The organism is Romboutsia faecis, assembly GCF_014323405.1.
In the GTDB taxonomy this organism is placed as follows: Bacteria; Bacillota; Clostridia; order Peptostreptococcales; family Peptostreptococcaceae; genus Romboutsia_E; species Romboutsia_E faecis.
This window is the reverse complement of sequence record NZ_JACRWE010000002.1, coordinates 309,914-323,066: the sequence shown is the minus strand read 5'-3', so window position 1 is coordinate 323,066 and position 13,153 is coordinate 309,914. Positions and strand designations below refer to the sequence as shown.

14 protein-coding genes are annotated in these 13,153 nt (G+C 25.0%); all 14 read right to left on the bottom strand.

The genetic code is table 11. The features are described 5' to 3' along the window. Positions 1–23 precede the first annotated feature (23 nt). Positions 24–1,094 (bottom strand): elongator complex protein 3, encoded by a 1,071-nt coding sequence (locus tag H8923_RS04900; protein WP_187127850.1) that lies wholly within the window; start codon positions 1,092–1,094, stop codon positions 24–26. A gap of 124 nt (positions 1,095–1,218) precedes the next feature. Beyond that, complete coding sequence (gene rnc, locus H8923_RS04895; protein ID WP_153924170.1) at positions 1,219–1,920, bottom strand: ribonuclease III; 702 nt, start codon at positions 1,918–1,920, stop codon at positions 1,219–1,221. 150 nt (positions 1,921–2,070) lie between these two features. Further along, the gene (locus H8923_RS04890) at positions 2,071–2,511 is read right to left on the bottom strand and encodes a CD1247 N-terminal domain-containing protein (protein ID WP_153924168.1); all 441 of its coding nucleotides are present in this window, start codon (positions 2,509–2,511) and stop codon (positions 2,071–2,073) included. Positions 2,512–2,595: 84 nt separating this feature from the next. Next, positions 2,596–3,153 (bottom strand): elongation factor P, encoded by a 558-nt coding sequence (gene efp / locus H8923_RS04885; protein WP_153924166.1) that lies wholly within the window; start codon positions 3,151–3,153, stop codon positions 2,596–2,598. Between the two features lie 210 nt (positions 3,154–3,363). Further along, the gene (gene aroQ / locus H8923_RS04880; RefSeq protein WP_153924164.1) at positions 3,364–3,792 is read right to left on the bottom strand and encodes a type II 3-dehydroquinate dehydratase; all 429 of its coding nucleotides are present in this window, start codon (positions 3,790–3,792) and stop codon (positions 3,364–3,366) included. A gap of 56 nt (positions 3,793–3,848) precedes the next feature. After that, positions 3,849–4,355 carry a shikimate kinase gene (locus tag H8923_RS04875; protein ID WP_153924162.1) on the bottom strand — a complete coding sequence of 169 codons (507 nt, stop codon included), beginning with the start codon at positions 4,353–4,355 and terminating at the stop codon, positions 3,849–3,851. Beyond that, the gene (locus H8923_RS04870) at positions 4,352–4,909 is read right to left on the bottom strand and encodes a hypothetical protein (protein WP_153924160.1); all 558 of its coding nucleotides are present in this window, start codon (positions 4,907–4,909) and stop codon (positions 4,352–4,354) included. The genes H8923_RS04875 and H8923_RS04870 overlap by 4 nt, the downstream gene beginning before the upstream one ends. Beyond that, a complete protein-coding gene (locus tag H8923_RS04865; RefSeq protein ID WP_187127849.1) occupies positions 4,899–5,279 on the bottom strand; it encodes a hypothetical protein in 381 nt (126 codons plus the stop codon). Before H8923_RS04865 ends, H8923_RS04870 begins: the two co-directional genes overlap by 11 nt. A gap of 60 nt (positions 5,280–5,339) precedes the next feature. Further along, positions 5,340–6,035, bottom strand: a complete 696-nt coding sequence (locus H8923_RS04860) for a hypothetical protein (protein ID WP_153924157.1) — start codon at positions 6,033–6,035, stop codon at positions 5,340–5,342. After that, a complete protein-coding gene (locus tag H8923_RS04855; protein ID WP_153924155.1) occupies positions 6,019–6,321 on the bottom strand; it encodes a hypothetical protein in 303 nt (100 codons plus the stop codon). Before H8923_RS04855 ends, H8923_RS04860 begins: the two co-directional genes overlap by 17 nt. Before the next feature lie 96 nt (positions 6,322–6,417). Beyond that, entirely contained in the window at positions 6,418–7,272 is an 855-nt protein-coding gene (gene aroE, locus H8923_RS04850) for a shikimate dehydrogenase (RefSeq protein WP_153924153.1), read from the bottom strand. A gap of 61 nt (positions 7,273–7,333) precedes the next feature. Next, positions 7,334–9,811 carry a PAS domain-containing sensor histidine kinase gene (locus H8923_RS04845; RefSeq protein ID WP_153924151.1) on the bottom strand — a complete coding sequence of 826 codons (2,478 nt, stop codon included), beginning with the start codon at positions 9,809–9,811 and terminating at the stop codon, positions 7,334–7,336. A 32-nt stretch (positions 9,812–9,843) separates the two neighbouring features. Next, complete coding sequence (locus tag H8923_RS04840) at positions 9,844–12,246, bottom strand: PAS domain-containing sensor histidine kinase (RefSeq protein WP_153924149.1); 2,403 nt, start codon at positions 12,244–12,246, stop codon at positions 9,844–9,846. A 239-nt stretch (positions 12,247–12,485) separates the two neighbouring features. Next, positions 12,486–13,136 carry an RNA polymerase sporulation sigma factor SigK gene (sigK, locus tag H8923_RS04835; RefSeq protein ID WP_153924147.1) on the bottom strand — a complete coding sequence of 217 codons (651 nt, stop codon included), beginning with the start codon at positions 13,134–13,136 and terminating at the stop codon, positions 12,486–12,488. Positions 13,137–13,153: the final 17 nt, after the last annotated feature.

Below are 13,153 nucleotides of genomic sequence, written 5' to 3'. Positions count from 1 at the left end.
AACTATCTCTCCCTTCGATAAAACTAAAGGTTGTAAATATTATATAAACTACTATATATGTCATTCATATTTATTTTTATAGACTTATTATCATCTAATACAATTTCTAAATCATTTATATCAATATCTTCTTCTTTTGTTTTTAAATTTATTTTTAATTCATTCTTCATGTAATTACTATTCGATTTTTTATTTCCAATTATTTTAGAAACATTTTTCTTATTAGTTTTTACAGTTATATATTTTTCGACACTATATTTATTAGCTATATAAATTAAATAATCTCTAATCATTTCAGATTCAGCTAATTCTCTAAAAGCTGGATGATGTGGACCATCTACGACAGCCTTACCAACCTGTATATCTTCTGTAGCTTGAAGTCCAACTCTTATTACATTTATATTATTTACATAAAATAAAGCTAATAATTTTTTAACTATTTGAATACTTTGTTCTAATGTAAAAGGCTTGTACTCTCCTTTATTTAATAAAACTTCTAGTCCTGTGTCTTTAACAACTAATGTAGGATAAATTCTCACACAGTCAGGCTTTAGTTCGATAAACTTTCTTGCAGTATCAATACATTTTTCTTCTGTATCAGATGGTAATCCAACCATCATTTGCAATCCTAAATTAATTCCACTTTCTTTTATAAGCTTTGCACTTTTTATTACTTCCTCAGTATCATGCCCTCTTACACTATCTATTAGAACATTTTTGTCCATAGATTGTACTCCAAGTTCTATTATACTTACTCTATATTCTTTTAATCTATTTAAAATGTCTTCATTTATACAATCCGGTCTTGTAGACATTCTTATATCTTGAATTAATCCTTTTTCTACGTATTCCTTAGCTATCTTTAATAAATTATTTTGAATATCTTCATCTATTGCAGTAAAACTTCCTCCAAAAAATGCAACCTCAACACTTGCATCCTTATCAATAGTTGGTAAATATTCTTCAATTATGTTTCTTACATCTTCACTTGTAACATCTGTACTTACTCCAGTTATCTTTTTTTGGTTACAAAATATACAATCGTGAGGACATCCTCTATGAGGTACAAATATTGGTATTATCCTTTTTTTCACTTATCATCATCCTTTTCAACCTATGTCTGATTTAATAAAAATTATATCATCTAAGTAGTAAACTAGATACTAGTTATCCCTTTAGCTATTAAGATGGGATTATCCAAAGTTTAGCTATTTGATTTTATAATATTTTATCTAACGCTACTCTAGCTGCTAATTGTTCTGCTTCTTTCTTACTCTTGCCTTCTCCGATTCCTAGAACATCATTATTAGTTCCAACCTCCATAATAAATCTTTTATTGTGATCCGGTCCTTTTTCATCTATTAATTTATACCATATATTACTTTCTCCCTTACCTTGTAAAACTTCTTGTAAGTGCGTTTTATAGTCCCTAAATATCTTTCCTCTTCTTGCGTCTGATATTATATACTTCATATTATTTAGTATAAAGTTTCTTGCATCCTCTATAGAACCATCTAAATAAATTGCCGCTATAACAGCTTCAAAGGCATCGGCAAGTATAGATATTCTTTCTCTACCACCTGTTGCTTCTTCACCTTTTCCAAGTAACATAAAGTCACCTAACTTTATTTTATTAGCCACTTCACTTAGAGACTCTTCACAAACTATACTCGCTCTTAGTTTAGTAAGCTCTCCTTCAGGCAAATCCTTTTCATTTTTAAATAAATAATCACTAACTACTATACTTAATACTGAATCTCCTAAAAACTCTAATCTTTCATTAAAATTATATCTTTTATTTTCATTAGAATATGAACTATGTGTAAGAGCCTCAAGTATATATTCTTTATTATTAAATTTATAATCTATAGTTTCTTCAAATTTGTATATATTCTCTAGTATTCTTTTACTTATTCTCATAATACGACCTCCGAGTTTATTATCTCTAGATTATAGTGTACTATTTTTTTAAAACTATTGCAAAACTAAAATTTCTTTCATTAATAAACAAAAACCTATGAAACTATATAAGCCTCATAGGTAATTAAAATCAATACATTTTATAAATGTTTATAAGTCATCATCACAATCGCAAACTTCTGTACATTCTATATAACTATCATCGTCATCATCAGAAGATAGTATTATTGCTTGACAATTAGGACAGATAACATCAATTTCATCATTGTATAATAAATCTTCATCAATATCTACTAAATCACCACAGTTAGGACATTCCATTTCAACATAGCTAAAATCAGAGTCTTCATCACTATCTTCATCTTCATCTTCGTAAATATCCTCTTCCATATCAGCTAAATCTTCATCTATAGACTCTACATATTCTATAAGATCAGCTTGTTCTTCTTCTAAGTCTACTATGGCATCAGCAAAACTTTCTAGAACCTCTACAATTTTATGTATTATTTTCCCTTCTTTTGTTTCCTTACTTATTTCTAATCCTTCTGCAAGACCTTTTAGGTATGCAACTTCTTCATATAAGTATTTCATGGATACCCCTCTCTTTCTTTACATATATTAAAAGCTCATATATCTTTATTATTAAGATATATAAGCTTTTATATACATAAATAATTAAACTCTTGATAAATATTCTCCAGTTCTTGTATCTATCTTTACTTTATCTCCTTGGTTTATGAATAAAGGAACTTGAACAACTGCACCTGTTTCTACTGTAGCTGCTTTAGTTACGTTACTTGCAGTATCTCCTTTTATTCCTGGCTCAGTTTCTACAACTTCTAGTTCTGCAAAGTTTGGAGCTTCAACTTGGAAAGCTTGACCTTGATAGAATCTTATTGTAGCTACTTCATTTTCTTTTAAGAACTTTATAGCGTCTTCAACTTGTACATAGTTTAATGGTATTTGGTCATATGTTTCTTCATCCATGAAGTAGTATAACTCTCCATCATTGTATAAGTATTGCATTTGTCTTGTTTCTATATGAGCTTTAGGGAATTTATCACTTGGATTGAAAGCTTCTTCTCTTATTGCTCCTGTTTTTAAGTTTCTGTATTTAGTTCTTACGAAAGCAGCTCCTTTACCAGGTTTAACGTGTTGGAAATCTACTATTAAACATGGTTGACCATCTTTTTCGAAAGTTACACCTTTTCTAAAATCACTTGCTGATACCATTTCTGTTCCTCCATAAAATAAATTTATTATCTGAATATATTTTGGTGATACTTAGACTTTATCTATCTATTATTATAAGCAAAAGTTTTATTTTCATCTTAGTTAAATACTTCTATAAAAACCTTTACTATATTATAATCACCTTACCTTTTTCAATTATATATTCTATTGTAATCTTGTCAAGTTATATTAGTGTATATTATGTAATATTTACTCACTAAAATTAAGAATAGCATTTATTCCTAAAATATAACCATAAAATCCAAAACCAGATATTTGACCTATACAAGATGCTGCTGTTACACTTTTTTGTCTAAATTCTTCTCTTTGATGAATATTAGATATATGTACTTCAACTACCTTAGTTTTTATGGATCTTATAGCATCATGAATTGCATAGCTATAATGTGTAAAAGCACCTGGATTAATCACTACACCGTCAAATTCATCATTCGCTCTATGAAGCATGTCTATTATAGCACCTTCATAATTACTTTGAAAAAATTCCACATCTATTTTTTCTTTAAATTCATTTTTAATGTAGTTTTCTAAATCTTCTAGGGTATTATTGCCATATACTGTAGGTTCTCTTTTACCTAGAAGGTTTAGGTTTGGTCCATTTATTACTATGATTTTCATTTTTGCCCCCTAACATTTAGATTACAATTTTTATTACTATATAATAATATCATAAATTATCTGATATAAACAAGTATTTGACTTATCACTTCATTTATATTTTTATTATTTATATCCACGATTATATCAGAAGATTCCTTATATTTTTCATACCTCTCGGTTAAAAGCTCTTCTATTTTTGCATATAAATCTGTACTACTTTTTAATAGAGGCCTTTTATGTATATCATTGGAAACATTCTTTACTAAAGTTTCTATGCTTCCATTTAAAAATACTACATTATCCTGTTTATTTAATAATTTACAATTATCATCTATTTTTATTATTCCACCACCTGTAGAAATAATAATATCATCTTCTAAAACTAACTTTTCTAAAAGTTTTGACTCTATTTCTCTAAATTTATTTTCTCCATATTTTTCAAATATATCTACTATACTCATTTTAGACTGCTTTTCTATCTCATCGTCCATATCTATAAATCTTAAATTTAATTTATTTGAAAGTTCTTTACCTATTGTAGTTTTTCCTGCACCCATGAGTCCTATTAATATAATTTTCACCTATATTCCCCCTCAAAATTTCTTATGTATACTTTAAATTTAGTTTCATAGATTTCTTTATTTTTTTGTAATTTTAGCTTCATGCTAATAAATTTATTACTCTCATCTTTTGATACATACATTTTTTCTACATAGTCACCTATTTCATACCCTCCAGCCTCACTTTGATTTTTTATATTAAGAGTATTTATAAATAACTTATTTAGTCCTTTTTTAAAACTAATTTCTTTATTCTTATTATTAGAATAATTTATATCATCTTCATTACTATATCTACACTTTACTGATACTGCACTTTTGAAGTTTACTCCTTGTTCATTTATACTATCGGTATTGTCAAACTCTATATCTATTATTCCTTTTGATTTCTCAATTAAAGATTTTATACTTTTACTCATTTCTAGTCCTTGTTGCTGGACTTCTACTTTATCCTCTATTGAACTTTTAGTATTTATGCATAGTATTAACAGAGAATATAATACTAGTGATAATGTCAATATTATAGATAATGATATTATGCTTTCTAGAAGTAAATAACCACCTTTATTTTTCATATTGATCTTCCTTAAAAAGAACTCTACCGCTAACCGGAACTATAGTTATCTCTTTACTTATTTTATTATTAAAAATTTTGATAGTAGATCCAGTTGGATTCGGAGTACCATCATTCCTGAAATATATCTTTTTATTTGGATATGTAATATCTACATTATTCGGTAAATATACATTTTTTACTTGAATACCTTTATCCACTAATACGTATCCATTGCGACCATTTTCCTTAGTCATAAGTACAAATGAACTTAGGTTTCCTAGCATATTGTTTGATCTAACATATCTTATATCACTACACATCTGCTTAGCAAAAGAATTAATTTCATAATTGTATGAATTAAATTTAGGTATGCACATGCTACAAATCAAAACAATAACACCAATTGTTATTACCAATTCTATTAAAGTTACACGCCATCTCTTTTCATATTATATTTCCTCGTAATTATATATAGTTATTAGTTTATACTTTTTAAAAATTTCTTTTAAATCTTCTAAATCATTTTTATTATCTATATCATCTTCTTTATCTTCTACGATCTCATCTTCAGAATTTTCAATTATATCTGTTTCATTTATATTATCAAGTTCATTATTTTCTGTATTAGTTTCTGTAATTACTTCCTCTATATCTGTATCTTCGCTTTTTGCATATTCTTGAAGTGTACTTATTTCATTCCAAGGATTTTTTATTTTTATATTTACTTTGATTTGTTTTTTATAATTATTTTCTTTAGCTGTAACTTTCATTTCAAATTCAAAATTCTTAACTTCTCCAAACGGAGTTTTATTAGATAATTCCACCGTAGTATTATTTAAATCACTTTTTGAAATATCTTTACAGATTAATATAAAGCTTTTGTAGTTATCTCTTTTAATATAGTTAATATACTCTTGAGAGTCACTACAATTATCAATAGCATTTTCGATTTCATTTTTTATATTTCCATATACTATTTCTACTGCACCTAACCCATTTTCTTTCAATTGTAAATTTTTTAATTCTAAACTAGCAATATTAACATTACTATATGTTAAACTTATACAAGTTATACATATCGTGCTTATTATAGAGAATATTATCATAGTAACAATCATTATTGATCCTTTATTGTTTCGTAACATATGTGTTAACCTCTACACCTTTATTTTGTAAACTAACTCTTATATTCAACTTATAGCACTGATAATATTCTTCATTTTTAATTACTCTAGATACTATTTTGTATTTTCCTAATTGCTCTTCCTCATAAAAATTAATATTTTCAGTATCAGAATACTTTATTAAGTCTCTTTTATCATTGATATATGTTTCCGCAATACTTAACATTTCTATATTAGTTTGATTACTTATTGTGAAGTTACTACTACTTTGTATAGTTATACTTATAATACATACTGCCAACATCACAATAGATAAACTAATAATGCATTCAATTAATGCAAATCCGCCTTTTCTATCTTTTAAAATTTGTTTAATTTTAATTCAAACCTTTCAGAATAGTTTTTACTTTATACTATCTAGGTAAAATTTCTTTATGGCATTTTGATCTTCTTTCGTAGGATTTATATTAGTCCATATATAAAATGCCTCTAAACCTTGATTTATCAACATATCTATGCCATAGATAGTATCGAATCCATTTTTACATCCCCACTTAATGAAATTAGTATCATGAGGCTTATATACTATGTCGCATACTAATAGTTTTTTATTTGGAATTATACTCTCATCTATAGGGCATTCACTTGTTCCCATTCCAATTGGTGTTGTATTTATTAATATGTCTATAGAGTCTAAATCAGCTGTTTCTATTTTTTTAGTAGAATATTGAACTTTTATATCAAAATTTTCATTTAACATTAATGTTATATTCTTAGCTCTTTCTTCACTACGATTTCTTATTTCTATTAATTCAACATTATTTGATGCAAGTTCTACTGCAATACTTCTACACGAACCACCTGCACCTATAATCATTACCTTTTTACCCTTTAGATCATATCCCTTATCTAAAATAGACTTTACAAATCCCTTTCCATCCGTGTTATATCCTTTTAAAATACCTCCTTCATTTTTTATTGTATTTACAGCTCCAATTAACTTTGCATTTTTATCAACTTCATCTAGATATCTAATAACGTCTACCTTATGAGGTATAGTTACATTACATCCAAATATTTTTAAAGCCCTTAAGCCTTGTATTCCTTTTTTCAAATCACCAGGATTAACATCAAAACATATATAAGTGTAATTTTTATTATACTTTTCAAATAAATAATTATGTATACTCGGTGAAAAGCTTTGCTCTATTGGATGACCTAGTAAGCAAACTGTTTTAGTCTTAGAATTTATTTTCATACTATCTCCTACCTATAATTTATTATCAATTTAGTTTTAAATTATACCATATTTTAACAAACTAAAAACTACACATTTTCCTGTACTCTGAGTAAACAAAATCTTCTTGCTTATTTTTAATTCTTTTCTTATATATCTTAATCTTATAGTCAGCTTTTATTTCAACTATTATTTCTATATTATTAGTGTCACTTGTCTTTATTGTTAATTTTCCTTCATATAATTCTACTATTAGCTTCGCTAATGCAATTCCCATATCAAGAACTTTTCTTTCATTATCATTTATATACTTATTATAATCATACCCACCATTATTTTTTATAGACATAGTTATAAAATCATTTCTACTACCTATGTCAAAGTGAATATCACTATTATTTATTGAATATCTAGCAACTATAGACAGCAAAATTAATATAACCTTTTCTATATCATCAGGATCAATATTAGCTATTTTTTCTTCTTCATCTGTATCAAAAATTATGTTAAGTTCATTATCACTTACACAATTACTAAATTCATTAACTATATCTTCAGATATATCCACTATGTTATAATAATCTCTTTTAATTTCATGAAAATCCGACTGTAATTTAGCGAGATCTATTATATTATCGATTAATCCCATAAGTATGTTTACATGTTTTTTTACAACTTCTACAGTATTTAAAACATCTATGTTATTAGACCTCTCTAATTCATTCTTATATACTACCTCAACAAGTTGGTTGCTTGAGTGAATTAAATTCAAAGGAGTTTTTAATTCATGTGACATATTTATAAAAAATTCAGTCTTTGATTGATTCAACTTTTCCTTCTCCTCTATTTCTTGTTCTATTAGCTCAGTTTTTACCTGCTCAGTAATATCCCTTACTATACCAATCATCTTTATTTTTTTATTTATATTTAAAAGCATACCACCATATTCAATATTTATGTCCTCACCGTATCTATTTACTAGTATATCTCTCTTATATTTAACATTATCATTTATATTGCCTGATGTAACAATAATATTTTTATTTATTCCATCTATATCTATACTATGAAGATCCTTAGTTCCAACCATATTTAAAAATGCAGAATTTGCATACTGAAGGGTTTTATCTTCAAAATTTAATACATATATGCCTTCTGGAATAGTATTTACTAAAGATTCATATTTTTTCTTACTGTACTCTAAATTTTTTAACAAGTTTTTAAAGTTAGTTATATCTCTTATAACAAGTAAACTTCTACCGTCTTCACCTTCTCTATAATCTATTTTATCAATATTTAAACATACATCCATACCATTATCATAAGTATAATAAAGTTCGCCTTTTGGATATTCTCCTAATATTATATTCTTAATATCTTCTTTATTAAAATCTATATACTCATTTTTCTTATTATCATAAATAATATCCTCTTTATTAGTGACGAGTACTGAATAAGGCATGTTGTCAACTATTTTTTTATACTTAGTGTCATTATCTTTTATTTTCATTTCTATACTTTTTCTAGAAGTTATATCTGTCATTATACAAACTATACCTATATCATCATTATTTAATTTAACAGGTAAATATCTACAGTTAATAATTCGACCTTTTCTATCTCGTATTTCATCATCTATGCAGTCGAATATTTTTCTAGCTTTTTCTACATTTCTTAAAAATCTATTAGAATCTTCTATACTATTTTTACAAAATACATCTAAGTTAATATTATATTTATAGTCATTATATTCTTGCCACATTTCATAAAAGCTACTATCTTCATTTATTATGTATCCTTCACTATCTATTAAAAACATAATTTTATTTAAACTTTTTAACATTAAATTTAGTAAATTCTCTTTTTTATTTATTATTTCATAAATCTCATTATTTGTATTTTTTTTCATATTTAGTTTTTCACTATGCATTTTCATATTTATGTTACTTCTGTTAATTTTACTAGTAATATTTAGATTTTTATCATAAGTATTTTTTATATATTCTTTAAATAATTTTATTAAAATATATATACTAAACATTAACCCTAAAATCAAATTTGTATTTATAAGTAATATATTATTTTTTAATATAAGATTTACGAATATCTGTCCAAAGTATATAAAATGAATAGTGTACTTCATCTTAAATTTAGTATGAGATAAATATGTAGAAAATAAATATAAACTTGTCATTAATATATAGGTCTCTATAACAGTACTATATAGAATATTCTTTGTGTCTAAAGATAATATTAATGATCCTAAAGCTAATATGTAATTTATTGATAATATAATTTGTTTTGTTTTTTTCTTAATATTCTTAACTTCTACTTCTACTAATAATAACAATACTATCAAGTCACTTATATTTCTAAAAAAAATAAACCCATTAGAATTATTACTATTTAATATTAATATTATTTTTAAAGATATTATAGTTATAAGCATTACAAATCTCATAATTGATTTTTTATATTTATTCCCTAATAAATTACTAAATACTAAATATAAACTTGTAAGAAAAATTGATACATTAAGTATTTCTAAATATTTATACATCTTATTCCCCTCTTAGTTTAATTAATACTCTTTTAAGAGCCTATGTCAAAATATATATCTGAAAATTCTATATCTATTTTTTCAATGTCTGTATTATCATATTCTTCATTTTCTTCATCCATAGTATTAGATTTGCTATTCTCTAATATTAGTTCAAACTTACTTCCATATCCTATTTTGCTATAAACATTTATTTTTGCATTATGAATATATGCAAGTTTCTTAACCAATGCTAGTCCTACTCCAGTACCTTCAGCACCCCTTGACAATGTCGTATCTACTTGTTCAAAATTTTCGAAAATAGCATCCATCTTTTCATTAGGTATTCCTACTCCCGTATCTTCCACTGAAATAATAACTTCTTCTTTGTTTGAATTTATAGATACCATTATTTTTCCATTATTATTAGTAAACTTTATTGAATTAGATAGTAAATTCAATAATATTTTCTCTATTTTATCTTTATCTATAAGAATTACTTTTTTCTGTATATTAGTAATAAAAAGTATTTCTAAATTTTTATCTTTTGAGTATTCTCTCGAAAGTTTAACTATATTCTCTACAAACTTAACTACATCACATCTTCTATAGTTCATTTCTAAAATCCCATTTTCTATTTTACTTATTTCTTCTATATTATTTAATAACCTCTTTAATCTATAAGAGTTCTGCTTAACAACTCTTGCATAATTATCGATATATTTAAGATCATACTTTGATTTATTATTTTGAAGTATTTTATTTACTTCGAAAATGGTATTTATTGGTCTCTTTAAATTAGCAGATATTGTATATAAAAATTCTGTTTTGAATTTATATTTATCTCTCATTTCATTTAGTTTTTCTATCATTTGCTCTGCCTTGTATTCATTATCTAATATACTAACAACGCAAACTAAATTATCATCTTCTTTAGAATCTGTTATAGACATAGATAAATTAATATTCTTATCTTCTTTTATTGAAAACTTTTTAAATCTACCAAAGTTTTCATCCTTCATATATTCTTTGACTATTTCATTAAACCTATCTGAACCTATATACTTAAGTATTTTTATCATAGATTTATTTCTATAAGTATGTACTTTAGTTTTTTTATCTATTATGACAATTCCTTCTGGAAGATTCTGTAGTAATAGTTTATAAGTTTTTTCACTTTCTTCTAATTGATTTTTAGCATTTTCAAAATCGGTTATATCTATAGCTATGCTTAACATCATAGATGTACTATTTAATGTAATAGAGGTAGTCATGAATTCAATTATCTTCCCATCTTCAGTCTCTATCTTATTTATCGTTTTATCTTCTTTTCCCTCTCTAACTAGATCTATATTTTTTATAAAACTATTTCTATTTTTCTTAATTATATTCCCTTTTATATCATCTATTAATAATACTTTCTTCATCTTTTTATCTATATTAAATAACTCTAATGCTTTATCATTTATATAACTTACTGTATCAATAGTATGAATTATTACTCCATCATTTAATATATTCATAAGTTTCTTATATCTTTCTTCACTCTCTTTTAATCCCTTTTTCATTTTTATATCATCTGTAATATTTTCCAATATACATATTTTTAGAGTTTCTTCATTCATTACATCTAAAGTACAAATAAATTTAAATACTTTATCATCATAAGTGTTAATATTTATAAACTTATCAATTTGATTACATGCAGAGTTTATACTATTTATCATTTCATCAAAATTTTTTATTCTCTTTTTTAAATAAGCTATAATATTTGCCTCTTGAGAATAAATATTATCTTCTTTTAAAAACATTTCAAATTCCCTATTTCCATAAATAAAATCACCTTCACTATTCAAAATAAATATAGGTAAATTCAATGTTTCCATAGTGTTTTCTATTTTATTGTTTAGTGTCTTTACTTTTTCATTGAGATTATGCTTTAGATTAGATTGTAGTTCCATTTCTGTTATGGCTTTTGATATGTATCTTCTGTTTAGTTTTAACTTGTGCCTATTTTTATTAAGATTACGCTTTACATTTTTTATCTTATCTATAATTCCTAGATTAACAATTAAGATATTTAATATAATACTTATAATCATTGATATTTCATAACCGGAACTTAAAGATAATACTGCAAGTGTATACCCTACTATTAATAAAAAATTTAGATACCTTTTAAAATTGATTTTCTTATAAAATAAAGTTAATATTATAACTTTAGTAATAAACATTAAGCTAATCAAATAGGTTATGTCCATATTTATTAAATTTGATGATAAATAACTTATATAATAAATACTAACTCCTATTTCTATACTATGTATTAATAAAATAATTGCAAATGATATATTTTTATATAAAAAAAACATAAATGCAGATAAAACTATAATAGAAATCAGTATTATTATATTTAGCAACTTCAATATTTGCATGTATTCTTGGATATTTTCCATAATCAATCTCACCTCATAAAATTTAGGTATTATTTTTTGTTTTTTTACCTATTGGTACGTAAAAAAATTAAATATTGTTATATATTTTTTAAATCTTAGTATTCATTAACATATATGTAATATTATCATAGTCATTATAAATAATTTGTCAATTCTTGATTCAAATTAAAAAATTTATATTTGCTTAACTTCTCTATAATATTTGATAGATTGAAAAATTTTCCAAAAAGAAAAAAGCCCTATTCAAGGCTTTTTTCTGTCTTAAGTTCTTTTCTTAGTTTTTTAAGAGCTCTCTTTTCTATTCTAGACACATAGGATCTAGATATTTGAAGTTTTTGTGCAATCTCTCGTTGTGTTTTATATCCCATAGTAGTCAGGCCATATCTTAACTTTATTATTTCTCTTTCTCTATCAGTTAAAATTTTATCTAATTTTTCATAAAGTTTGCTTATTTCTACTTTAAGTTCAACTTGATCCACAATATAATCAATATCTGTCCCCAACACATCAATCAAACTTATTTCATTTCCTTCCTTATCCATACCTATAGGATCTTGAAGTGAAACCTGTGACTTATTCTTTTTATTTGTTCTTATATTCATAAGAATTTCATTCTCTATGCATTTAGATGCATAAGTAGCTAACCTTGTGCCCTTATCTACGTTATATGTCTCAATGGCCTTTATTAATCCTATTGTACCTATAGAAATTAGATCATCTTGATCTTCTGTAGAGTTATTATACTTCTTTGCTATATGAGCTACTAATCTCATGTTCCTTTCTATTAATACTTCTTTTGATGACTCGTCATTTTCTCGCTTAAACTTGGTTAAATAGTATACTTCTTCTTCAGGGGTTAATGGTTTTTCAAATGATTTTAGAATAGTCAAATATCCACCCCCTTTGA

Excerpts from the sequence above, each read along its gene's own strand:
- rnc (WP_153924170.1), bottom strand. The coding sequence starts at position 1,920 with ATGAGAATAAGTAAAAGAATACTAGAGAATATATACAAATTTGAAGAA.
- H8923_RS04890 (WP_153924168.1), bottom strand. The coding sequence starts at position 2,511 with ATGAAATACTTATATGAAGAAGTTGCATACCTAAAAGGTCTTGCAGAA.
- efp (WP_153924166.1), bottom strand. The coding sequence starts at position 3,153 with ATGGTATCAGCAAGTGATTTTAGAAAAGGTGTAACTTTCGAAAAAGAT.
- aroQ (WP_153924164.1), bottom strand. The coding sequence starts at position 3,792 with ATGAAAATCATAGTAATAAATGGACCAAACCTAAACCTTCTAGGTAAA.
- H8923_RS04870 (WP_153924160.1), bottom strand. The coding sequence starts at position 4,909 with ATGAAAAATAAAGGTGGTTATTTACTTCTAGAAAGCATAATATCATTA.
- H8923_RS04860 (WP_153924157.1), bottom strand. The coding sequence starts at position 6,035 with ATGTTACGAAACAATAAAGGATCAATAATGATTGTTACTATGATAATA.
- aroE (WP_153924153.1), bottom strand. The coding sequence starts at position 7,272 with ATGAAAATAAATTCTAAGACTAAAACAGTTTGCTTACTAGGTCATCCA.
- H8923_RS04845 (WP_153924151.1), bottom strand. The coding sequence starts at position 9,811 with ATGTATAAATATTTAGAAATACTTAATGTATCAATTTTTCTTACAAGT.
- H8923_RS04840 (WP_153924149.1), bottom strand. The coding sequence starts at position 12,246 with ATGGAAAATATCCAAGAATACATGCAAATATTGAAGTTGCTAAATATA.